Raw genomic sequence first — 22,844 nt, forward strand, 5'->3', positions numbered from 1 at the left:
TGGCCAGGCCCTACTGGCCGGTGGCCGTCTGCAGCGTGCCGCCGAGATTGCGGCCCATATTGCCGACCTGCCGGCCGAACTCTTCGCGGCCGCGCTGGCTGATGAGCGCACCGGGGGCGGTGACCACCGCACCGGCCGCCGAGCCGACGGTCTGGGCCGTGCCGAGGGCCGCCGCGCCCAGGGTCTCGCCAAGAGAGATGCCCTCTTCGCCGATCGCCTGCCCGGCGATCAGCCGCTGGCCGATGAGCCGCACGATCTGCGGGCTCTCGGCGAATTTCGAATGATTGAGGGCCGAGCCCGACTGCAGCGCGGACAGGTCGATCACGTCGACGCCCTTGGCCTCGATGCCGCTGCGATACGGTTCCTGCGACACGTCGATGGCGCCGAGGCGCTGGACGCCGCCGGCCAGCCGCCGCGACACCTGCAGGGCGCGGTCGTCGGTCGAGGCGAAGATGGTCAGCTGCGTGCGCTCGGTGTCGATCTCGTCGAGCTGGTGGGAGAAGACATCGACGTCGAGATCGGGCGAGGCGAGGATCACGTTGCGGACCTTGGCCGGCAGCTTGCCGCGGCGGATCGACAGCTGCCGCAGCGCCTCCATGGTCAGCCAGCTTCCCATCGAATGGGCCATCACCGTGACATTGCGCACGCGCGGATCGTCGGCGGCCTTCTCGATGATCTCTTCCAGCGCGTTGCGCGAGAAATTGGCGCTCTCGCGGTCGTAGAGATAGTCGAAGACGCTGCCGTGGGACGGCCAGGAAAACAGGATCGGCGCCGCCGAGGCCGCCGTGTCATGGGCGATCTGGGCGAAGCGGAAGACCGATTCCTCATAGGTCGTGTTGAAGCCGTGGACGAAGATCAGGACGTCGCCCTGCTTGGTGCCGGCCACCCGGTCGAACCAGCGCTGCGCCGCCGCATCGTCCATCGGCGCCAGCTTCAGCACCGCGAATTCGGTCTGCGGATTGGCCGCGTTGGCGGTGGGATAGGTCAGTTCGCCTGCATTGCGATTGGCGGAGGGCGGGACCGAGACGACGATGTTGTCCACCGACAGGGTGCTGCCGCGATTGCCTGTATAGACGACGCCGGCGACCGGCGACGGCGCGCGCGTGGTGGCGACCAGCATGTCGACCGTGCTGGCGCCGGCGACGGTTCCGGCGATCGGCACCATCGTGCCCAGGGGCCGGCCCGCGCAGCCCGCCAATGCGATGAGCAGGCAGACAAGGAACGACAGGCCGGGGCGAGGAAGGCTGCAGGTCAGGATCGAAGCCTCCGATGGGCGCGGAACGGGACAGGCCGGCGGGCAATCCGCCTCGCTTAACATCACGGCGGCACGGCGGCCGACGGCCGGCATCGAAAAGCCGACGTTGCGTTGCCAGTGAACCGCGCCTTCGGCATAGCCGCTCCGGAGGCGAATCTCCAGACCGGGGGGCGTCCAGTATGGTGCCGCACTGTCGCTCGCGGAGCCGGCAAGACTGGTATCGCGGCGGTTTCCCCGGAATCCCGCCGGAGTTTCAGACAATTTTAACGATGCCGGCCGATGGGCCGCCGGGCACCGCGCCATCTGAACGCCCGGTTAAGAAATTTCGGCGATTTGTCGGGTTTGGGCGCAGGCGATGCTGGCTGTGCCCCGACACCCTGCCGAGGCTTGCCGCATGGCATTTCGACCCACCATCACGCGCACCCGGGCGACACTGGCGCTTCTTGCCCTGGTCACGGTGCTGGGCGCCTGCGCCGGCGGGCCGCGCCTGCGTCCGATGACGGAGCATGAATGCATGACGCGGGTGATGTATTTCGAATCCAACCGCAGCAGCGAAGAGGGCATGATCGCGGTCGGCACCGTGGTGATGAACCGTCTGGAGAGCGGCCGCTACCCCAAGACCGTCTGCGGCGTCGTCGGCCAGAAGAACCAGTTCGCGCCGGGCGTCCTCACGCGCTCGATGGAAAAGGGCAAGGATCTCGCGTCGCGGACCGCCACCAAGGTGCTGAACGGCGCCCGCCACCGCAATGTCGAGAAGGCGATGTTCTTCCACACCGCCGGCATGACCTTCCCCTACACCAACATGCATTACCTCGTCGAAGCGGGCGGCAACGTCTTCTACGAGAAACGCAAGAATGCCCGCCGGCTGAGCGACCCGCCGTTCCGCAATCCCGAGCCCTACGATCCCAGGCGCCCCGCTGCCCAGCCGTCCGCCATGGCAACCATGGCCGCGTCCCGGTCGGCGGGTTCCACCAGCGCCGCGCTGGAGCCGATCAGCATCGACGATCTGATCCGCGCCGACCGCTACTGATCGCCGCCTCGCTCGCCTTACCATGGCGCGCCTTTTCCGCGACGGCCCCTTTGCGTACGGATCGCGCATGGGCCATAGCGGGGCCTTGCGTATCCACAGGGGATGCGCAGCGCCTTCTGGAGATCAGCCGTGCCGACGATCCGCTTTTCCGCCAATCTCGGATTCCTGTGGCAAGAGCTTGCCCTGCCCGACGCCATCCGGCGCGCCAGAGACGCCGGCTTCGACGCGGTCGAGTGCCACTTCCCCTATGCGGTCGATCCGGCTGCCGTGAAGGCCGCCCTCGACGAGACCGGCCTGAAGATGCTCGGCCTCAACACCAGCCGCGGCGACCGCGAGAGTGATTTCGGCCTCGCCGCCCTGCCCGACCGCGTCGAGGAAGCCCGCGCCGCCATCGACCAGGCCGTCGATTATGCCAGGGCGATCGGCGCCGGCGCGGTGCACGTGATGGCCGGCAAGTCGCACGGTGTGGACGGCGCGCAGGCGACGTTCGAGGCCAATCTCGCCTATGCCTGCGAGGCCGCCGGCGACATGACGATCCTCATCGAGCCGATCAACCAGCGCGATGCGCCGGGCTATTTCCTGTCCTATCAGGCGCAGGCCGCCGAGATCATCGCGCGGGTCGGCAAGCCCAATCTGAAGATCATGTTCGACTGCTATCACGCGCAGATCATGGAGGGTGACCTCCTCAAGCGCTTCGAGCAGCATCTGCCGGTGATCGGCCATCTGCAGATCGCCGCCGTTCCCTCGCGCGGCGAGCCGGACGAGGGCGAGATCGCCTATGACCGCCTGCTGCCGGCCATGGCCGACCTCGGCTGGGACGGCCATGTCGGCGCGGAATACCGCCCGCGCACGACAACCGACGCCGGTCTCGGCTGGATGACCGCCTACAAGTCGCCGGCGCGCAGCTGACACCCAGAACCCAAATCACCCGGCTGCCGATTCATTCACCGCGTGATACCGCGTCACGGGTTGGAACCGGCGCCGGGTTAATGTATACATTGCGTCAGAGGCTGCCCGCGCTGCGGATGCAACCAGAGATCGACGTTCCGGAGACCCCATGACCAACGACATCAAAGCCGGCCCGCTGCGCTCGCGCGCGTGGTTCGACAATCCTTCCAATCCGGACATGACCGCGCTGTATCTCGAGCGCTATCTGAATTTCGGCCTCAGCCAGGAAGAGCTGCAGTCGGGCAAGCCGATCATCGGCATCGCCCAGACCGGCTCCGATCTCAGCCCCTGCAACCGCCATCATCTCGAACTCGCCAAGCGGGTGCGCGAGGGCATTCGCGAGGCCGGCGGCATCGCGCTCGAGTTCCCAGTCCATCCGATCCAGGAGACCGGCAAGCGCCCGACCGCAGGCCTCGACCGCAACCTTGCCTATCTCGGCCTCGTCGAGGTGCTCTACGGCTATCCGCTCGACGGCGTCGTGTTGACCATCGGCTGCGACAAGACCACACCCGCCATGCTGATGGGCGCGGCCACCGTCAACCTGCCGTCGATCGCGCTGTCGGTCGGCCCGATGCTGAACGGCTGGTTCCGCGGCGAGCGCACCGGTTCGGGCACGATCGTCTGGAAGGCCCGCGAGATGATGGCCGCCGGCGAGATCGACTATGCCGGCTTCGTCAAGCTGGTCGCCTCCTCGGCGCCGTCGACGGGCTATTGCAACACCATGGGCACGGCCTCGACGATGAACTCGCTGGCCGAGGCGCTGGGCATGCAGCTGCCAGGCTCGGCGGCCATCCCCGCCCCCTACCGCGACCGCCAGGAGGTCGCCTATCTGACCGGCAAGCGCATCGTCGAGATGGTCCATGAGGACCTGAAGCCGACCGACATCATGACCAAGGACGCGTTTATCAACGCGATCCGCGTCAATTCGGCCATCGGCGGCTCGACCAACGCGCCGATCCATCTGAACGGCCTCGCCCGTCACCTCGGCGTCGAGCTGACCATCGACGACTGGCAGACCTATGGCGAGGAAGTGCCGCTGCTGGTCAATCTGCAGCCGGCCGGCGAATATCTGGCGGAAGACTATTACCATGCCGGCGGCGTGCCGGCGGTGGTCAACCAGCTGATGGAACGGGGCCTGATCCACGAGGACGCCCCGACCGCCAACGGCAAGACCATCGGCGACAATTGCCGCGGCGCGATCATCGAGGACGAGAACGTCATCCGGCCGATCGACCGGCCGCTGATCGACCATGCCGGCTTCCGCGTCCTGAAGGGCAATCTCTTCGACTCCGCCATCATGAAGCTGTCGGTGATCTCCAAGGAGTTCCGCGACCGCTACCTCTCCAATGCCGACGACCCGATGGCCTTCGAGGGCAAGGCGATCGTCTTCGACGGCCCGGAGGACTACCACCACCGGATCGACGATCCGGCGACGGCGGTGGACGAGCGCTCGGTCCTGTTCATGCGCGGCGCCGGCCCGATCGGCTATCCGGGCGCGGCGGAAGTCGTGAACATGCGGGCTCCCGACTATCTCCTGAAGCGCGGCATCCACTCCCTGCCCTGCATCGGCGACGGCCGGCAGTCCGGCACGTCGGGCAGCCCGTCGATCCTCAACGCCTCGCCCGAGGCGGCGGCCGGCGGCGGTCTCGCCATCCTGAAGACCGGCGACATGGTCCGCATCGATCTGGGCCGGGGCACCGCCAACATCCTGATCTCCGACGAGGAACTCGCCGCGCGTCACAAGGCGCTCGAGGAAGCCGGCGGTTACGCCTACCCGGCGCACCAGACGCCGTGGCAGGAGATCCAGCGCGGCATCGTCTCGCAACTCTCCACCGGTGCGGTGCTGGAGCCGGCGATCTCGTATCAGCGCCTCGCCCAGGGCGGCATCGACGGCAAGTCTGCCCCGGTGCCGCGCGACAACCACTGATCTGACGGGGCGGACCGCGCATGACGCGGCCCGCCCTTTTCACACCATCGCCGCGCATCGCTTCGCGCACCGAGAGGAACGGGACAGAGCCATGACGAAACGCCTGGACGGCAAGACCGCCGTCTGCACCGCGGCCGGCCAGGGGATCGGCCGCCAGGTGGTCGAGACCTTCCTGAAGGAAGGCGCCACCGTCTATGCAAGCGATCGCGACGCGGAGAAGCTGGAGGGCCTCGACGCCTTCGGCCCGGTCCATACCGCCGCGCTGGACGTCACCGACGGCGAAGCGGTGAAGGCGTATCTCGCGGGCGTGCCGACCCCGGACATCCTGTTCAACTGCGCCGGCTACGTTCACCACGGCACCATTCTCGACTGCGACGACGCGGCCTGGGACTTCTCCTTCGATCTCAATGTCCGCTCGATGCACCGGATGATCGCCGGCCTGCTGCCGCGCATGCTCGAGGCGGGCGGCGGTTCGATCGTCAACATCTGCTCGGCCGCCGGCCCGGTCAAAGCCGCCCAGAACCGCTATGTCTACATGTCGACCAAGGCCGCGGTGGCGGGCCTCACACGCTCGGTCGCGGTCGACTTCGTCGGCAAGGGCATCCGCTGCAACGCCATCTGCCCCGGCACGATCGAATCCCCCTCGCTGGAGGAGCGGATCGCCGATCTCGGCAAGACCATCGGCGGCACCGACAAGGCCAAGGCGATGTTCATCGAGCGCCAGCCCATGGGCCGCCTCGGCAAGCCGTCGGAGATCGCCATGCTGGCGGTCTATCTCGCCTCGGACGAGAGCACCTTCACGACAGGAACAATGCAGGTGATCGACGGCGGCTGGACGCTCTAGGAGCGCAGCACACGCGACGACACCGAACGACAACAGGGAAGAGGACACGATGCGGATTCTGGTACTGGGCGCCGCCGGCATGGTCGGCCGGCAGCTGATCGAGGCAATCATCGCCGACGACACGCGCCTCGGCGACAAGGTCACGGAGATCGACGCCTTCGACGTCGTCAAGCCGGCCTTCGACAGCCAGGCCGGCGGCATCACCATCGAGTGCAGCGCCGGCAACATCGCCGACGAGGCGACGGTGCGCGCCCTGGTCGACAAGCGGCCGGACATGATCTTCCATCTCGCCGCGATCGTTTCCGGCGAGGCCGAGGCCGAGTTCGAGAAGGGCTACGCCATCAATCTCGACGGCACGCGCTATCTGCTCGAGGCGATCCGCCAGCAGGACGGCGTCTACCGGCCGCGTCTCGTCTTCACCTCCTCCATCGCCGTCTTCGGCGCGCCGTTCGAGGACCCGATCACCGACACCTTCCTGTCGGCCCCGCTGACCAGCTACGGCGCCCAGAAGGCGATCGGCGAGCTGCTGCTGTCGGATTACAGCCGCAAGGGCTTCGTCGACGGCGTCGGCATCCGCCTGCCGACCATCGTCGTGCGCCCGGGCAAGCCGAACAAGGCCGCGTCTGGGTTCTTCTCCGGCATCATCCGCGAGCCGCTGGCCGGCCACGAGGCGATCCTGCCGGTCGATGACAGCGTGCGCCACTGGGTTGCCAGCCCCGCCGCCGCGGTCGGCTTCCTGCTGCATGCCGCGACGATGGACACCGAGACGCTGGGCGCCCGCCGCTGCCTGACCATGCCGGGCCTGTCGATCACCATCGGCGAGATGATCGAGGCGCTGCGCGAGGTCGCCGGCGACGAGGCCGTCGCCCTGATCCGCCGCGAGCCGGACGCCACCATCGAGAAGATCGTCGCCGGCTGGCCGCGTGATTTCGACGCCTCGCGGGCGTCCGAGGTCGGCTTCGTCGCCGACGACAATTTCGCGGACATCATCCGCGCCCATATCGCCGACGAAGCGGCACGCAAAGCTGCAGCCTGACCGCCGCGCAGCGTCCCCGGCATTCGAGCAGGAGTGTACATGACGAACCGTCCCAGCATCGGTTTCATCGGCGTCGGCCTGATGGGCCACGGCATGGCCAAGAACATCGTCGAGGCCGGCTACACGCTGACCGTCCTCGCCCATCGCAACCGCGAGCCGATCGAGGATCTGAAGTCCCGCGGCGCCAGTGAGGCCGACAGCGTCGTCGGCGTTGCGAAGGCCGCCGAGATCATCTTCCTCTGCCTGCCGGGCAGTCCGCAGGTGGAAGCCGTCGTCGGCGAGATCCTCGCCGCGAACGGCGCCTGCAGGACGATCATCGATTGCTCGACCGCCAATCCGGTCTCGACGCGGGCGCTGGCCGAACGCTGCAGCGAGGCCGGCGTGACGCTGATCGACGCGCCGCTGTCGCGCACGCCGAAGGAAGCCTGGGAGGGCACGCTCGACACCATGGTCGGCGCGTCCGAGGCGGATTTCGAGCGGGTGAAGCCGCTTCTGGAGACCTGGGCCGGCAAGATCGTGCGGGTCGGCGACATCGGCGCCGGGCACACGATGAAGCTGCTCAACAACTTCGTCTCGCTCGGCTATGCGGCGCTCTATTCCGAAGCGCTGGCGATCGGCGCCAAGAACGGCATCGACGCCAAGACCTTCCACGGCGTGATCAGCGGCGGCCGGATGGATTCGGGCTTCTACCAGACTTTCATGAAATACGTGGTCGACCGCGATCGCGACGCCCACAAGTTCACGATCCGCAACGCCCACAAGGACATGCGCTACGTGGTGTCGATGGCCGACCAGAGCGGTATTGCCACGCATGTTTCGGCGTCGGTAAAGAACGGCCTCGCCACGGCCGAGGCGATCGGACGCGGCAGCGACTATCTGCCGATGCTGTCCGACATCGTCTTCGAGCTGAACGGGGTCGCAACGCCCGACGGCTCGAAGAGCTGACGAAGACGACCGGGAGAAGGATCCCCGGCAGATGAACAAGGGAGGCCGGCACTGACGAAACAGGATGCGACGAACGCACCCCATCGCCGTCCTCCCGCCAGCGGCTCGCGGCCCCGACCGAGCATGCAGGGCGTCGCCAAGATGGCGGCACGCGAGCGGGCCTATCACGAGCTGAAGTACCGGATCCTGGAGGGTCGGCTGCCGCCCGGCACGACGCTCCTGGAGACGGAGGTTGCCAATCTTCTGTCGCTCAGCCGCACGCCGATCCGCGAAGCGCTGATCCGCCTCGAGGAGGAAGGGCTGGTCGAGGTGAAGCCCCGGCACGGGGTCACCGTCCGTGCCCAGTCGCTCGACGATCTGGCGGAAATCTACGAGGTCTTCTCGGCGCTGGAGGTGCAGGCCGCGCGCCTTGCCGCCGTGCGCGGGCTCGAGCCGAGCGAGAGCGAGCGGCTGAAATCGCTGATGGACCAGATGGAGAAGGCGACGCGCAGCGACGACATTGAGCGCTGGTCGCAGTTCGACGACGCCTTCCATTCGGATATCGTCTCGCTGTGCGGCAATTCCCGCCTGCAGGCGACCCTGCGGCAATATTGGGAGCAGCAGTACCGGGCCCGCATGGCGATCATTCCGCTGCGCATCAAGCCGGTCCAGTCCGACCAGGAACACCGGCAGATCGTCCAGGCGATTCTCGACCGCGACAGCGAGGAAGCCGGGCGCCTACACCAGCTGCACCGCGACCGCACCGACCGGCAGGCGCTGGAACTGCTGCGCCGGCAGGCCGGCAAGCTCTAGCCCGCCGGGGCCCGCCCCGCAGCGCTTGCACTCGACGCTGGGGAAACCTCCAGGGCTCCGGACCCGGTTTGACGGCCGGAAGGCTTGACCTTGCGTGGCCTTGCCGCTAGTCACAATCGCAATTCTGGGCGTGGCACTGCCGCGCCTGTTTGTTTTCGCCCATTCAGTAACCGACTGACAAGAAGACGGTCCGGGTCCTGCGGGACACGAGAACCGATCGAACGAACGGAGCTAAAATGTTCGCAGTCATTAAGACCGGTGGCAAGCAGTACCGCGTTGTCCCCAACGACAAGTTCACCATCGAGCGTCTCCCGGGCGCCGCCGGTGATCTCGTGACCTTCAACGAGGTCCTGATGGTCGGTTCGACCATCGGTGCGCCGTTCGTTCAGGGCGCTGCCGTCACGGCCGAGATCGTCGAGCAGACCCGCGGCAAGAAGGTGATCTCCTTCAAGAAGCGTCGTCGCCAGAACTCCAAGCGTACCCGTGGCCACCGTCAGGACCTGACGATGATCCGCATCGCCGAGATCCTGACCGACGGCAAGGCCCCGTCGCAGACCGCCGCCGCGCCGAAGCCGGCCAAGGTCGCTGCGCCCAAGCCGTCCGCCGAGACGACCGACGCCACGCCGGACGTGCCGATGTTCACCGCCCCGACCGGCGGCGAGCAGGACAAGCTGACCAAGATCAAGGGCATCGGCCCGGTCGCCGAGAAGCAGCTCAACGAGCAGGGCATCACCACCTATGCCCAGATCGCGGCCCTGTCCGACGAGGACGTTGCCCGCATCGACGCGAACATGCCGTTCAGCGCCGCGCAGATCGAAGACTGGCGCGCCCAGGCCGGCGAACTGGCGAAGCAGTAATTCCGGGGCCATATCCCCCGCGAGCCCTGACAGGCAAGGAGACCTACGATGGCACATAAGAAAGCAGGCGGCTCTTCGCGCAACGGTCGCGATTCGGAGTCCAAGCGCCTTGGCGTGAAGAAGTTCGGTGGCGAGTCCGTCATTCCGGGCAACATCCTGATCCGTCAGCGCGGCACGCGCTGGCATCCGGGTGCCAATGTCGGCATGGGCAAGGACCATACCCTCTTCGCGAAGGCCGAAGGCAACGTGGCGTTCCAGCACAAGGCGAACGGTCGCACCTACGTGGCCGTCATGCCGAAAGCCGAAGCCGCCGAGTGACCGGAGCTTCAGAGCGCCGGCGTTCCACCGACCCGGCACTCTGAACCCTCCGAACGATCGGACCTTCAGAGCACGACAGGGGAGATGGACCGCCATCTCCCCTTTTCGCGTCTGGAAGGAACGATGCGATGCTTGAGGACACGACCGTCGAACGGGACGGCGAGACGATCGAGACCCGCAGGCTGCTGTTGCGGCCGCTGACGATGGACGATGCCGGCGCGCTGGCGAAGCTGATCAACGACCGCGAGATCGCCCGGATGCTGGCCCGTGTGCCGCATCCCTACGGTCTCGCCGACGCCCGCGCCTTCATCAGCGACCATGCACCGGAAACGGTCTTCGCGCTCTGCCTGAAGGATGGCGGCGACCTTGTCGGCTGCTGCAGCCTGAAGCCGGAGAAGGTGCCGGGCCGGTTCGACATCGGCTACTGGGTCGGCAGGCGGTTCTGGGGCAAGGGTCTTGCCACCGAGGCAGCGCAGGCCGTGATCGATTTCGGATTCGTCGCGCTGAAGGCCGACGCCATCGCCGTCGATTGCCGCGTCGTCAACGAGGCGTCGCGCCGGGTGATCCGCAAATGCGGCTTCCACTTCACCGGCAGCGGCCTCATCGACACGATCAGTTCCGGGCGCGTGGCCAGCGAGCATTTCGTCATGGACCGGCGGTGCTGGACGTCGCTCAAGGCATGGGGTCGGGCATGAGCCGCCGGTTGATCGTTGCGCGCAGGATCGGCGGCGCCCTCACCGGGGCGCTGCTGCTGGCCGGACTTGCGGCCTGCGGCGACGATCCTGCCGACGTGCCGCCCGCCTCCGTCGCCGACGGCCTGGCGCTGGAGGAGTTCTTCGCGGGGGCGTCCTATTCGAAGGGGTCGGTGACCACGGCGCTGTTCTTTACCGAGGACTTCACCGCGAACTTTTCCGGCACGCGCCAGGACGGGCGGCTGCAGCTCGACGAGCAGTTCAGCTTTCCCGACGGCGACCGGCTGCAGCGCTGGGACCTCGGCATGACCGGCCCTGGCCTCTACACAGGCACGGTGCGGACCGAGGGCGGCGACGGCGAAATGTCGCCGCCCGTGGCCGTCTCCGGCAGGCTCGCGCCGAACGGTGTCGTTCTCGACTATGACGGCTACGCGCCGGGCGGCGGCGACACGCTGCTGCACTTTCGCCACCGCATGACGCGACAGTCGGACGGAACGGTCGCCAACCAAGTCAGCGTGTCGAAATTCGGCGTACCGCTGGCCACGTCCGACGTGGTCTTCGCCAAGGACAAGGCTGCGCTCGACGCCCACTGACGGCCCGGGCCGACCGAGTCCGTCAACATGATCCTCCGGATCGCCCGCTTTGGCCGGCGATCCGTTCACAAGTCCCGACCGGCCCGCTAGAAGGGGCCGTCCGCCATACCGACCGCATGCTCAGGAGAGCACAGAGATGAAATTCCTCGACCAGGCCAAGGTCTATGTCCGATCCGGCGACGGCGGTGCCGGCTCGGTGTCGTTCCGCCGCGAGAAATACATCGAATTCGGCGGGCCGGACGGCGGCGATGGCGGCCGCGGCGGCGACGTCTGGGTGGAGGCCGTCGCCGGCCTCAACACGCTGATCGACTATCGCTACCAGCAGCATTTCAAGGCCAAGACCGGCGGCCACGGCATGGGCCGCAACCGCAATGGCGGCAAGGGCTCGGACATCACGCTGAAGGTGCCGGCCGGCACCCAGATCTTCGCCGAGGACAACGAGACGCTGCTGTTCGACCTGACCGATATCGGCGAGCGTCACTGCATCGCCGCCGGCGGCAATGGCGGCTTCGGCAACGCCTATTTCAAGACCTCGGTGAACCAGGCGCCGCGGCGCGCCAATCCCGGCCAGGAGGGCGAGGAGCTGACGATCTGGCTGCGGCTGAAGCTGATCGCCGATGTCGGCCTCGTCGGCCTGCCCAATGCCGGCAAGTCGACCTTCCTCGCTTCGGTGACGCGCGCCCGGCCGAAGATCGCCGACTACCCCTTCACCACGCTGCATCCCGGTCTCGGTGTCGCCAAGGTCGACGAGGCGGAATTCGTCATCGCCGACATTCCGGGCCTGATCGAGGGCGCCCATGAGGGCGTCGGCATCGGCGACCGCTTCCTCGGCCATGTCGAGCGCACCAGCGTGCTGCTGCATCTCGTCTCGTCCAGCGAGGACGACGTCGCCGGCGCCTACCGCACGGTGCGGCGCGAGCTCGAAGCCTATGAGCACGGCCTTGCGGACAAGCCCGAGCTCGTCGCCCTGTCGAAGGTCGACACGCTGACGCCGGAGGCGCGCGAGGAGAAGCTGGCGGAGCTGCAGGAGGCTATTGGCTACGCGCCGCTCGCCCTGTCGGCGGTCAGCCGCGAGGGCATGACCGAGGCGCTGCGCGAGCTGAAGAGCCGCATCAGCCGCCTCGCCCCCACGGAAGAGGAAGAGCCCGACCGCTTTGCCGTGGCCGCGGCCGAACGCGCCGAGGCGGAAGAGGCCGAGAAGAAGGACGCGGAGTGATGAGCAATCCCCTCCACGGCTACCGGCGGATCGTCATCAAGATCGGTTCGTCGCTGCTCGTGGACCGCGAACGCGGACTGAAGCGGACCTGGCTGGAATCGCTGGGCGAGGACATTGCGCGCCTCGTCGGCGAGGGCCGGGAAATTCTCGTCGTGTCGTCGGGCGCCATCGCGCTCGGCCGCAAGATCCTGAAGATGCCGCGCGGTCCGCTGCGGCTGGAGGAGAGCCAGGCCGCCGCCTCGGTGGGCCAGATCGCCCTGTCGCGCACCTATCTGGAGATCCTCGGCCGCCACGGCATCGAGACCGGGCAGATCCTCTTGACCCTCGGCGACACCGAAGAGCGGCGGCGCTATCTCAACGCACGCGCCACCATCGCGACGCTGCTGGCCCTCAAGGCCGTGCCGGTCATCAACGAGAACGACACCGTCGCCACCTCCGAGATCCGCTACGGCGACAATGACCGGCTGGCCGCCCGGGTCGCCACGATGATCGACGCCGACATGCTGGTCCTGTTGTCGGATGTCGACGGGCTCTACACGGCGCCGCCGCATCTCGACCCGAACGCCGAGCACATTCCCCTCGTCGATCAGATCACGCCGCAGATCGAGGCAATGGCGGGCTCCGCCGGTTCGGAACTGTCGCGCGGTGGCATGAAGACCAAGATCGACGCGGCGCGGATCGCGACCGGTTCCGGCACCGCCATGATCATCACGGCGGGCAACCGGCTCTATCCCCTGTCGGCCATCGAGACCGGCGAGCGCGCCACGCTGTTTCGCGCGGTCGATACGCCGGTCGGCGCACGCAAGCGCTGGATCGCCGGGCAGCTCCACGCCACCGGCCGTCTGTTTGTCGATGCCGGCGCCGTCAAGGCGCTGGTCGCAGGCCGCAGCCTGCTGCCGGCGGGCGTCAGCAAAGTCGAGGGCGAGTTTCGCAGGGGCGACACGGTGGCGGTGTACGACAACGCCCGCCGTGAGATCGCCCGTGGTCTGATCGCCTACGATTCCGACGAAGCGCGGCTGGTCGCCGGCCTGCGCTCCTCCGAAATCGGCGCTGCGCTGGGCTATGAGGGCCGCGCGGCGATGATCCATCGTGACGACCTCGCCGTCGATCCGGGCGCGGCGGAGACACCGGGCCAGCAGCTTACCTCGGCCTGAGACAGACGGCGCGAAGGCACGGCGAGAGCGCCTGCCCGTTGCTGCGACGCAGTACAGATTTCGGAGACCACACCCATGCGTGACAGCACCGAGACCGGATCGATCGACACGCTGATGGATGCCATTGGCAAGCGGGCCCGCGCAGCGGCGCGCCGCCTCGCCCTGGCGCCGGCGGAGACGAAGAACACGGCGCTTCAGGCGATGGCCGACGCGCTGGTCGCATCCACCGACACCATCCTCGCCGAGAATGCCGCCGATCTCGACCGCGCGGCGGAGGCCGGCATGGCCGTCTCCTTCGTCGACCGGCTGACGCTGACGCCCGACCGCATCACCGCAATGGCCGACGGCCTGCGCGCCATCGCCGCCCTGCCCGACCCGGTCGGCGCGACGGTCGCCGCCTGGGACCGGCCGAACGGCCTCTCGATCGAGCGCGTGCGCACGCCGCTCGGCGTCATCGGCGTCATCTATGAGAGCCGGCCGAACGTGACCGCCGATGCCGGGGCGCTCTGCCTGAAATCCGGCAATGCGGTGATCCTGCGCGGCGGCTCGGATTCGGTCCGCTCCTCGGCCGCGATCCACGCCGCGATGGTCGCGGGGCTCACCGCCGCCGGCCTGCCCGAGGATGCGATCCAGATCGTGCCGTCCACCGACCGCGCGGCTGTCGGCGCGATGCTGCGCGGCCTCGACGGCGCGATCGACGTCATCGTGCCGCGCGGCGGCCGTTCGCTGGTCGGCCGCGTCCAGGACGAGGCGCGGGTGCCGGTCTTCGCCCATCTCGAAGGGCTCTGCCACGTCTATGTCGACCGGGCGGCCAATCTCGACATGGCGCGGGACATCGTCGTCAATTCCAAGATGCGCCGCACCGGCATCTGCGGGTCCGCCGAAACCCTGCTGATCGACCGCGCCGCCGCCGACACGCATCTGCTGCCGCTGATGGAAGCGCTGCGCGAGGCCGGCTGCGAGATTCGCGCGACCGACGAGGTGCGCGAGCGTTACCCGACCGCCGAGCCGGCCAGCGACGCGGACTTCGTCACCGAATATCTCGACGCGATCATCTCCGTCGCACTGGTCGACGGCGTCGCTGGCGCGATCGACCATATTGAGAGCCATTCCTCGCATCACACCGAAGCAATCGTGACCGACGACGCGGCCACGGCGGAGACCTTCTTCGCCGGCATCGATTCGGCCATCCTCCTCCACAACGCCTCGACCCAGTTCGCCGACGGCGGCGAGTTCGGCATGGGCGCGGAGATCGGCATCGCCACCGGCAAGATGCATGCGCGCGGTCCGGTCGGCGTCGAGCAGTTGACCAGCTTCAACTATCGCGTCCGCGGCAACGGCCAGACGCGTCCGTGAGGCTGGGCGATACCGCCGCCGACGCTCTCAAGGGCGTCGATGCGGCGGCGCTGGCCATGCCACCGGCGCAGCCCGGCATGCGGATCGGCCTGTTCGGCGGCTCGTTCAACCCGCCGCATGAAGGCCATCTGCTGGTCGCCGAGACGGCCCGCCGGCGGCTCGGCCTCGATAAGGTCTGGTGGATGGTGACGCCGGGCAATCCGCTGAAGGATCACGGCAAGCTGCGGCCGATCGGCGAACGCCTCGCGGCGGTCCGGGAGCTGGCACCGGGTCCGCATTCGGTGCCCACCGCCTTCGAGGCGCGCCATCGCATCCGCTATTCGGCCGATACGGTCGCCTTGCTGCGGCGGCGCCATCCGGGCGTGCATTTCGTCTGGATCATGGGCGCCGACAGCCTCGCCAGCTTCCATCGCTGGCAGGACTGGCGGGAGATCGCGACCAGCCTGCCGATCGCCGTGGTCGACCGGCCCGGCTCGACCCTCTCCGTCCTCTCGGCGGTCACGCCGCAGGTGCTGTCCCGCTTCCGCCTGCCGGAGACGGCGGCCAGGGCCCTGCCCCTGCGTCGGCCGCCGGCCTGGGTGTTCCTGCACGGGCCGCGCTCGACCGTCTCCTCCACCTTGCTGCGGCGCCAGAACGGCGACTGAGCCGCCGTTGACGGGTCCGGTCAGGCGTCGAGCAGACCGTGACGCTCGCGCAGCAGGAAGCGGGCGTTGAGCAACAGCGCCGCGGTGGACAGGCCGAAGGCCAGCCCCCACCACAGGCCGACGCCGCCCCACCCCACCATGAAGGCGAGGACATAGGCCACCGGCATGCCGACCAGCCAATAGCTGAACAGCGCGATCAGCATCGGCGTGCGGGTATCCTTAACGCCGCGCAGGATGCCGGCAGCCACGACCTGCAGCGCATCGGCGATCTGGAAGAGCGCGGCGACCACCAGCAGGGGCACGCCATAGGCCAGCACCGCCTCGGCATTGGTGTTGCCCCGATCGAGATAGAGCCCGATCAGTTCCTGCGGCCAGAACCAGAACAGGCATGCGCCGCCGATCGAGATCAGCGTGCCGATGCCCAGCGCCACCGCCGACGCCCGGTCGAGATCGCGGCGGTCGCCGCGCCCGAAGGCGAGCCCGACCCGCACCGTCGCGGCGCTCGACAGGCCAAGCGGCACCATGAAGGCGATGGAGGCGATCTGCAGCGCAATGCCATGGGCGGCCAGCGGAATGGTGCCGAGCCAGCCCATCATGATCGAGGAGGCGACGAACAGCCCGACCTCGGCAATGATCGTCGCGCCGATCGGCCAGCCAAGCCGCAGCACCTCGAAGAAGTCCGGCCAGTCCGCCCGCCAGAAGCGGGCGTAGAGCTCGTAGCGCCGCAGGCTCGGCGCCAGCGCCGTATAGGCGACCAGCAGGCCGGTCATCAGGAGATTGCTGCCGAGCGTCGCCACCGCCGCCCCGACGATGCCGAGCGCCGGCGCGCCGAAATGGCCGAAGATCAGGAGATAGTTCAGCCCGGCATTGACCACGGCGCCGACGAGGATCACCGCCAGGACGAGATAGGCGCGGTTGACGACGGTCAGGTAGGAGCGGAGCCCCAGGACCAGCAGCGCCGGGAACATTGACCATTGGGCAACGCGCATATAGGCCCCGGCGAGGGCCGAGATCTCCGGGTCCTGGCCGAGCGCCACCAGGATCGCCTCGGTGTACCAGAGCGGCAGCATGACGAGCGCGCTGTAGAGCATCAGCACCCACAGCCCCATGCGGATCGAGCGGCGCACGTCGCGCACGTCGCCGCGGCCCTCGGCGCCGGCCGCCAGCGGCAGCACGGCCTGGGCGAAGCCGGCCCCGAAGATGAAGACGATGAAGAAGGTCTGGGTGGCCAGGACGCCGGCCGCCAATTCGGTGGCGCCGAGCCAGCCGATCATCACCGTGTCGGTGACGTTCATAGTCATCTGCGCCAGCTGCGCGCCGATCAGCGGCACCGCCAGAACGACCGTCGCGACCGCGTGCTTCAGCCATGACTGCACCGGCCCACGCCCATCGGCCCCGGGCAGTGGCAGCCTTTGCGCGCCGGACCGTTCTGAAACATTCGTCTGCATGACATCACCGCCTGATGCCGGTGGCCTAGAAGGGTGGGACGGGGAAGTCCAGCGACGCCGTGGCCGCTCGCCGGCCTCCGGCGACATGGCTGCCACGAGGGTGGCGCAGGGCTGGACCGTTTATCCCGGATGTCGACCTTCCAGCCGAGCCGTTCGGCTTTTCAGCGCCGCGGCTTTCCAGTAAGCAACGCTTAGCAAAGGCGTCGATCCCGTGAAATCCTTCAGTTCTCTCCTGACCGGCATCCTGTTGACGGTCCTTGCCGGCAGCGTCTTCGCGGGCATGGATTCCCTCGGCAAGCATCTGACGACGCTGGTGCCGGTGCTGCAGGTGATCTGGGGCCGCTATTTCTTCCAGACGCTGATCCTCGGCAGCTATCTCGGCGCCACCACCGGCACCGGCTTCCTGAAGGCCCGCCACCCCTATCTGCAGCTCGTGCGCGGCATGCTCCTCCTGGCGGCGACGATCTGCATGTACAACGCCCTTGCCCGCGTGCCGCTGGCCGATGCGACGGCCGTCCTGTTCTTCACCCCGATCGTCGTGACCATCCTGTCGGTCATCGTCCTGAAGGAGAGCATCGGCATCCACCGGATCGGCGCGATCATCGCCGGCTTCTGCGGCATGCTGCTGATCCTGCGGCCGGGCTTTGCCGGCATCGAACCGGCGCTGGGCTTCGCCCTGGCGGCATCGGGCTTCAACGCCTGCTACCTGTTGATGACCCGCCGCCTCGCCGGCACCGAGGACGCCGCCTCGACGCAGTTCAACACGACGGCGGCCGGTGCGGTCATCCTGACCCTCGTCATCATCCCCTTCTGGGAGACGCCGACCCCGGCAACGCTGGCGCTGCTCGTCCTCAGCGGCGTTGCCGGATCGATCGGCCATTTCACCCTCGTCACGGCCTTCTCCCACGCGCCGGCCTCGCTGCTGTCGCCCTTTCTCTATTCGCAGGTTCTGGTCGCCAGCATTCTCAGCGTGGTTCTGTTCGGCGACCCGTTGCAACCGCCGATGATCCTCGGCACCGTGATCCTAGTCGCCAGCGGTCTCTACATCTGGTGGCGCGAAAACCGCTGAACCGGCACGGTTCCGACGCCCGCCAGTGTCGCGCGCGATCGGCAGTTGCTTTTCGCAACCCGTTTCGATTGTATCCAATCATGCCCATGGAGCCTCGGGACCGGCCATGACCGGAAGTCGCCATCGCAATGCCAAGCAGCGGACCGTCGACCGCGTCTACGAGGACGTGCGGGCCGACATCATCCGCGGCCAGCACCCGCCCGGATCGCGGCTGACGGAGGAAATGCTGGCCGAGCGCTACGAGGTGAGCCGCACCCCGGTCCGGGCCGCCCTGCACAAGCTCGCCAGCGACGGCTTCGTCGACATGATCCCGCGGATCGGGGCGCTGATCAAAACCCGCTCGCAGGCCGAACTCGCCGAGATCTACGGCGTCCGCGCTCTGCTCGAAGGCACGGCCGCCGGCCTTGCGGCGACCCGGCGCAGCGAGGCCGACCTTGCCCGGCTGACGCATCTGGCCGAGGAAATGGAGCGGATCGTCGCCGATCGCGGCCAGATCGAGCGGCTGTCCCGGCTCAACCAGGAGTTCCACCAGGTGATCGCTGCGGCAAGCGGCAACAGCACGTTGGAGGAAGCGGCCCTCCGCCTGATGGGGATCGGCCTCCTGATCCACACCTATGGCAGTTTCCGCAGCCCGGACATCCGGCGTTCCCTCGCCGAGCATCGCGTCCTTATCGACGCATTGACCGCCGGCGACAGCGACTGGGCCACCGCGGTGATGCGCTCGCACATGCTGGCGACCCGGACGGCCCTGACGACGGCGCGTGATCCGGCCCCGGAAGCCTCCGAGACATCGCCACCGGCGCGCTAGCCGATCCCGGCCGAACGTGCCGCTTTCCGGTTCGTCGGGCTTCGCCGGCCGCCCCTTGGGTGCAGTGCAAGATTGACGCATTGGATACAATGGCGATAGCGTGCCGGCGCAAGCTCGGTTCGGGCTGGCGACGGCCGCGGTGGGACGCGGCCGTGGAGGACATGCCCGGGAGGATCGATGAAAGCGCTAGACGGAATCCGTGTGCTCGAAATGGGCCAGCTCATCGCCGGTCCCTTCTGCGGGCAGCTGCTGGCGGATTTCGGCGCCGAGGTCGTGAAGATCGAGCCGCCGCGCGTCGGCGACGCCATGCGCCAGTGGGGCCGCACCGATGCCGAGGGTCATCCGCTGTGGTGGCCGGTGATCGCGCGCAACAAGAAGTCGTTGACGCTGGACCTGCGCAAGCCGGAAGCGCAGGAGCTGGTCCGCGAACTCGTCGCGTCGACCGACATCATCGTCGAGAATTTCCGCGCCGGACGCATGGAGGCCTGGGGCCTCGACTACGAGACGCTGAAGGCGATCAATCCGCGCCTGATCATGGTCCGCATCACCGGCTTCGGCCAGACCGGCCCCTACAGCAACCGCGCCGGCTTCGCCGCCGTCTGCGAGGCGATGGGCGGCATGCGCTACATCGGCGGCTATCCCGACCGCCCGCCGGTGCGCATCGGCCTGTCGATCGGCGACACGCTGGCCGGCCAGAGCGGCTTCCAGGGCGCGCTCCTGGCGCTGCAGCACCGCCATGTCACCGGCGAAGGCCAGATGGTCGACGCCTCGATCTACGAGGCCGTCCTGTCGGTGATGGAGAGCGTCGTCACCGAATACGACCGCGGCGGCCATGTGCGCGAGCGCTCCGGCAGCTTCCTGCCGGGCATCGCGCCGTCCAACGCCTATCCCACCAAGGACGGCGACACGATCATCATCGGCGCCAATCAGGACAGCCTGTTCCGCCGGCTGACGGCCCTGATGGGCCAGCCGGAGCTCGCCGACGACGCGCGTTTCGCAAATCACCAGGCGCGCGGCCGCAACCAGGCGGAAATCGACGCGATCATCGGCGAATGGACGCAGACGCAGGAGGCGCATCCGCTGGTCGAGCTCCTCGCCGAGGCCGGCGTCCCGGCCGGCCTGACCTATCGCGCCCACGACATGCTGGAGGACCCGCACTTCATCGCGCGGGAATCGATCGTGCGGGTCGAGGACGAGACGCTGGGAGCGACCGCCATGCAGAATGTCTTCCCGCGCCTTTCCGCCTCGCCCGGCGCCGTCGAGCGGACCGGGCCGAAGCTCGGCGAACACACCCGGCCCGTGCTGCGCGAATGGCTGGACTACGACGACGCGCGGATCGACGCGCTGGAAGCTGCCGAAATCATCTAGGGACGCGACCGGACGCGCGACGCGGCAGGGAGCCGGGCGTCGCGCGAACCGGCCAGTGGGAGGAATGTCATTGCCACTCGAATTGCGGATGCGCGCGACGAAGGCTGATGCCGGCCGCCGGTCGGCCCCTGGTGCAGAGCGCACGCGGCGGCCCGCCGCGCATGGCATGGTGGCGCCGCGATGATCGAGCCCATCATCGTCGTCGTCATCCTTCTGGCGATGATCGCCATCGGGGCGCCGATCTTTCTCGCGCTGGGCGCTGCCGGCCTCACCGGCCTCTACATGGCGCGCGGGTCGATGGCCTTCTTCTTCGGCCCCACCTCGCTGTTCGGCCAGCTCAACAGCTTCGAATTGCTGGCGCTGCCGCTCTTCGTGCTGATGGGCAATTTCCTTGCGGCGACGCCCGTCGGCAAGAACCTCTTCCACGCCGCCGTCGTCTGGCTGCAATGGCTGCGCGGCGGACTGGCCATCGCCACCGTCGGCGCCTCGGCGGTCTTCGGCGCGGTCTCCGGCGTCTCCATCGCCGGCGTCGCGGCGGTCGGCTCCATCGCCGTGCCGGAAATGCTGGCGCGCGGCTACAGCCGCTCGATCGCCGCCGGCAGCGTCGTCAGCGCCGGGGCGCTGGCCATGCTGATCCCGCCCAGCGTGCCGCTGATCATCTACGGCGCGGTCTCCGGCGTCTCGGTGGCCGACCTGTTCATCGGCGGCATCGTGCCGGGCGTGGCCCTCGCCCTGGCGCTGTCGGTCTATCTCTACTTCCGGGTGCTGCTCAATCCGGCCGAAGCACCGCGCCAGGCTCATGTCGAATACAGCTGGGGCGACCGCCTGCGTGCCATCGGCGGCATCTGGCACGCCATCCTGCTGATCGCCGTCGTCCTCGGCACGATCTACACGGGCGTCGCCACTCCCTCGGAGGCCGCGGCCTTCGGTGCCGTCGGCGCCTTCCTGATCGCCGCCGTCATCTTCCGCAGTGTCGATGTCCGCGGCACGATGAAAGTGCTTGGCTCCAGCGCCCGCATCTCCGGCGCGATCCTGCTGATCATGGGCTGCGCCCGGATCTTCGGCGACTATCTCAATCTCGTGCGGGTGCCCGACGCGATCACCGGCCTTCTGATCGGCACCGAGCTGCCGCCGGAGGTCATCCTCGTCCTGATCATGCTGGCGCTTGTCGGCCTCGGCATGCTGGTCGATGCGGTGTCGCTGATCGTCGTCACCACGCCGATCCTGCTGCCGCTGATCACCACGCTCGGCTACGACCCGCTGTGGTTCGGCATCATCCTGGTGATGAACCTGGAGATCGCGGTCGTCACGCCGCCGGTCGGCCTCAACCTCTACACGCTCAAGGCGGTGGCCCCGATGCTGAAGATCGAGGAGATCGTCCGCAGCGTGGTGCCCTTCGTCATGGTGCAGTTCGTGATGCTCATCATCTTCGTGCTGTTCCCCGCCATCAGCCTCTGGCTGCCCAATCTCATGCGTTGAGTTTCATCAAGGGAGGAAAAGACATGACCATCGACAGACGCAGGCTCATCACCACCACGGGCGCCGTCGCGCTGGCTTCGGCACTGGGCCTTGGCACCACAAGGCAGGCCGCCGCGGCCCAGAAGCTGACCGGCGTCACCTACCTGCCACCGTCCTACGCCGATCTGGCCTATGGCTCGCAGGGCCTGGTCGACCGGATCAACGAGAAGGCCGGCGAGACCGTCGCCATCGACTTCTACGATTCCGGTCGCCTGCTGTCGGCCGACGAGCAGCTGCCGGCGCTGCGGTCGGGCACCATCGACTTCATGTTCCACACCACGTCCTACGTCACCCGTTCGCTGCCGATCCTCGGCATCACCGGGCTGCCGGGCGTCGTCGGCGACCTCGCCCGCAATCCCGACCGGCTGAAGCGCGGCTCGCCGCTGTTCCAGCTCATCCAGGACGAGCTGAAGAAGAACGGCCTCACCGTCCTCAGCCTGGGCGGCGGCATCATGGAGCCGGAATACATCTGGAGCACCAAGGACGCGCCGATCCGCAATCTCGACGACATTGAGGGCAAGAAGATCCGCGTCGTCTCCTTCGAGGCGACCAAGGCGATCGAGGATCTGGGCGGCGCTTCGGTGCGCATCCCCTCTTCCGAGCTCTATCTCGCCCTGCAGCGCGGCACGGTCGACGCAGCGGTCGCCAACATCTCGACGATCAACGGCCGCAGCATCCAGGAGCAGGTCGGCCACGTCTACCGCATGCCGCTCACCGGCTTCGCCATCGGCGTGTTCGTCCAGACCGATCGCTGGGAAGCGATGGACCAGGCGGTGCGCGACGCCTTCATGGACGGCGTCGAATGGTTCGACACCCACAGTGCCCAGGTCGCCAACACCGACTATTTCGAGCAGAAGTACTGGCCGGCCTTCCGTGAGCTCGGCATCGAGGAAATCGAGCCCGACGAGGCCGCCGTGGAGCGCTTCAACGAGATCAGCGCCAATGTCCGCGAGAGCTGGGTCTCCGAGGTCGGTGAAGAGGTCGGCCGCCGCGCCATTGCGCTCGCCCACGGCGAAGACGCGTAAG

Annotated in this window: 22 protein-coding genes; 20 read left to right on the forward strand and 2 right to left on the reverse strand. The window is 68.0% G+C overall.

Going from position 1 to position 22,844, the window contains the following annotated elements; translation table 11 throughout:
* Positions 1–10: 10 nt before the first annotated feature.
* Positions 11–1,165 (reverse strand): alpha/beta hydrolase, encoded by a 1,155-nt coding sequence (locus tag J3367_RS11165; protein ID WP_244495406.1) that lies wholly within the window; start codon positions 1,163–1,165, stop codon positions 11–13.
* A gap of 484 nt (positions 1,166–1,649) precedes the next feature.
* On the opposite strand from J3367_RS11165, the gene J3367_RS11170 reads away from it, so the two are divergent.
* The 15 genes from J3367_RS11170 to J3367_RS11240 all read left to right on the forward strand — a co-directional run bounded on the left by J3367_RS11170 (position 1,650) and on the right by J3367_RS11240 (position 15,607).
* A complete protein-coding gene (locus J3367_RS11170) occupies positions 1,650–2,285 on the forward strand; it encodes a cell wall hydrolase (RefSeq protein WP_421461046.1) in 636 nt (211 codons plus the stop codon).
* Between the two features lie 102 nt (positions 2,286–2,387).
* Entirely contained in the window at positions 2,388–3,194 is an 807-nt protein-coding gene (locus J3367_RS11175) for a hydroxypyruvate isomerase family protein (RefSeq protein ID WP_029702995.1), read from the forward strand.
* Between the two features lie 148 nt (positions 3,195–3,342).
* On the forward strand, positions 3,343–5,160 hold the full coding sequence (locus tag J3367_RS11180; protein ID WP_024350281.1) for an IlvD/Edd family dehydratase: 1,818 nt from the start codon (positions 3,343–3,345) through the stop codon (positions 5,158–5,160).
* Positions 5,161–5,251: 91 nt separating this feature from the next.
* Positions 5,252–6,004 carry an SDR family oxidoreductase gene (locus tag J3367_RS11185; RefSeq protein WP_024350280.1) on the forward strand — a complete coding sequence of 251 codons (753 nt, stop codon included), beginning with the start codon at positions 5,252–5,254 and terminating at the stop codon, positions 6,002–6,004.
* A gap of 49 nt (positions 6,005–6,053) precedes the next feature.
* The gene (gene denD, locus J3367_RS11190) at positions 6,054–7,040 is read left to right on the forward strand and encodes a D-erythronate dehydrogenase (protein WP_187390823.1); all 987 of its coding nucleotides are present in this window, start codon (positions 6,054–6,056) and stop codon (positions 7,038–7,040) included.
* Positions 7,041–7,079: 39 nt separating this feature from the next.
* A complete protein-coding gene (locus J3367_RS11195; protein WP_187390822.1) occupies positions 7,080–7,985 on the forward strand; it encodes an NAD(P)-dependent oxidoreductase in 906 nt (301 codons plus the stop codon).
* A gap of 123 nt (positions 7,986–8,108) precedes the next feature.
* On the forward strand, positions 8,109–8,777 hold the full coding sequence (locus J3367_RS11200; protein WP_009210385.1) for a GntR family transcriptional regulator: 669 nt from the start codon (positions 8,109–8,111) through the stop codon (positions 8,775–8,777).
* Between the two features lie 236 nt (positions 8,778–9,013).
* Positions 9,014–9,634 carry a 50S ribosomal protein L21 gene (locus J3367_RS11205; RefSeq protein ID WP_009210386.1) on the forward strand — a complete coding sequence of 207 codons (621 nt, stop codon included), beginning with the start codon at positions 9,014–9,016 and terminating at the stop codon, positions 9,632–9,634.
* A 48-nt stretch (positions 9,635–9,682) separates the two neighbouring features.
* The gene (gene rpmA, locus J3367_RS11210) at positions 9,683–9,952 is read left to right on the forward strand and encodes a 50S ribosomal protein L27 (protein ID WP_024350276.1); all 270 of its coding nucleotides are present in this window, start codon (positions 9,683–9,685) and stop codon (positions 9,950–9,952) included.
* Positions 9,953–10,080: 128 nt separating this feature from the next.
* A complete protein-coding gene (locus tag J3367_RS11215) occupies positions 10,081–10,647 on the forward strand; it encodes a GNAT family N-acetyltransferase (RefSeq protein ID WP_421461052.1) in 567 nt (188 codons plus the stop codon).
* Positions 10,644–11,237: a DUF3833 family protein gene (locus tag J3367_RS11220; protein WP_421461055.1), complete on the forward strand. Its 594-nt coding sequence runs from the start codon at positions 10,644–10,646 to the stop codon at positions 11,235–11,237. The genes J3367_RS11215 and J3367_RS11220 overlap by 4 nt, the downstream gene beginning before the upstream one ends.
* Positions 11,238–11,373: 136 nt before the next feature.
* On the forward strand, positions 11,374–12,453 hold the full coding sequence (gene obgE / locus J3367_RS11225; protein WP_421461057.1) for a GTPase ObgE: 1,080 nt from the start codon (positions 11,374–11,376) through the stop codon (positions 12,451–12,453).
* Positions 12,453–13,607 (forward strand): glutamate 5-kinase, encoded by a 1,155-nt coding sequence (gene proB / locus J3367_RS11230; protein WP_024350272.1) that lies wholly within the window; start codon positions 12,453–12,455, stop codon positions 13,605–13,607. The genes obgE and proB overlap by 1 nt, the downstream gene beginning before the upstream one ends.
* A 75-nt stretch (positions 13,608–13,682) precedes the next feature.
* On the forward strand, positions 13,683–14,963 hold the full coding sequence (locus J3367_RS11235; RefSeq protein ID WP_421461060.1) for a glutamate-5-semialdehyde dehydrogenase: 1,281 nt from the start codon (positions 13,683–13,685) through the stop codon (positions 14,961–14,963).
* A gap of 56 nt (positions 14,964–15,019) precedes the next feature.
* Complete coding sequence (locus J3367_RS11240) at positions 15,020–15,607, forward strand: nicotinate-nucleotide adenylyltransferase (protein WP_421461228.1); 588 nt, start codon at positions 15,020–15,022, stop codon at positions 15,605–15,607.
* Positions 15,608–15,627: 20 nt separating this feature from the next.
* Here the strand turns inward: J3367_RS11240 and J3367_RS11245 are convergent, their stop codons facing one another.
* Complete coding sequence (locus tag J3367_RS11245) at positions 15,628–17,055, reverse strand: MATE family efflux transporter (protein ID WP_421461063.1); 1,428 nt, start codon at positions 17,053–17,055, stop codon at positions 15,628–15,630.
* 211 nt (positions 17,056–17,266) lie between these two features.
* Between J3367_RS11245 and J3367_RS11250 the strand changes: the two genes are divergently transcribed.
* The 5 genes from J3367_RS11250 (at position 17,267) to J3367_RS11270 (ending at position 22,843) form a co-directional block, all read left to right on the forward strand.
* Positions 17,267–18,124 (forward strand): DMT family transporter, encoded by an 858-nt coding sequence (locus tag J3367_RS11250; protein ID WP_024350268.1) that lies wholly within the window; start codon positions 17,267–17,269, stop codon positions 18,122–18,124.
* Positions 18,125–18,230: 106 nt separating this feature from the next.
* Positions 18,231–18,932 carry a GntR family transcriptional regulator gene (locus J3367_RS11255; protein WP_421461066.1) on the forward strand — a complete coding sequence of 234 codons (702 nt, stop codon included), beginning with the start codon at positions 18,231–18,233 and terminating at the stop codon, positions 18,930–18,932.
* 177 nt (positions 18,933–19,109) lie between these two features.
* Positions 19,110–20,300, forward strand: a complete 1,191-nt coding sequence (locus J3367_RS11260) for a CaiB/BaiF CoA transferase family protein (RefSeq protein ID WP_188075651.1) — start codon at positions 19,110–19,112, stop codon at positions 20,298–20,300.
* Between the two features lie 180 nt (positions 20,301–20,480).
* On the forward strand, positions 20,481–21,779 hold the full coding sequence (locus J3367_RS11265) for a TRAP transporter large permease (RefSeq protein ID WP_188075652.1): 1,299 nt from the start codon (positions 20,481–20,483) through the stop codon (positions 21,777–21,779).
* A 23-nt stretch (positions 21,780–21,802) separates the two neighbouring features.
* On the forward strand, positions 21,803–22,843 hold the full coding sequence (locus J3367_RS11270) for a TRAP transporter substrate-binding protein (RefSeq protein WP_024350264.1): 1,041 nt from the start codon (positions 21,803–21,805) through the stop codon (positions 22,841–22,843).
* The last annotated feature ends 1 nt before the right edge of the window (position 22,844 follow it).

This window comes from Aurantimonas sp. NFXS3 (assembly GCF_049132005.1).
In the GTDB taxonomy this organism is placed as follows: domain Bacteria; phylum Pseudomonadota; class Alphaproteobacteria; order Rhizobiales; family Rhizobiaceae; genus Aurantimonas; species Aurantimonas coralicida.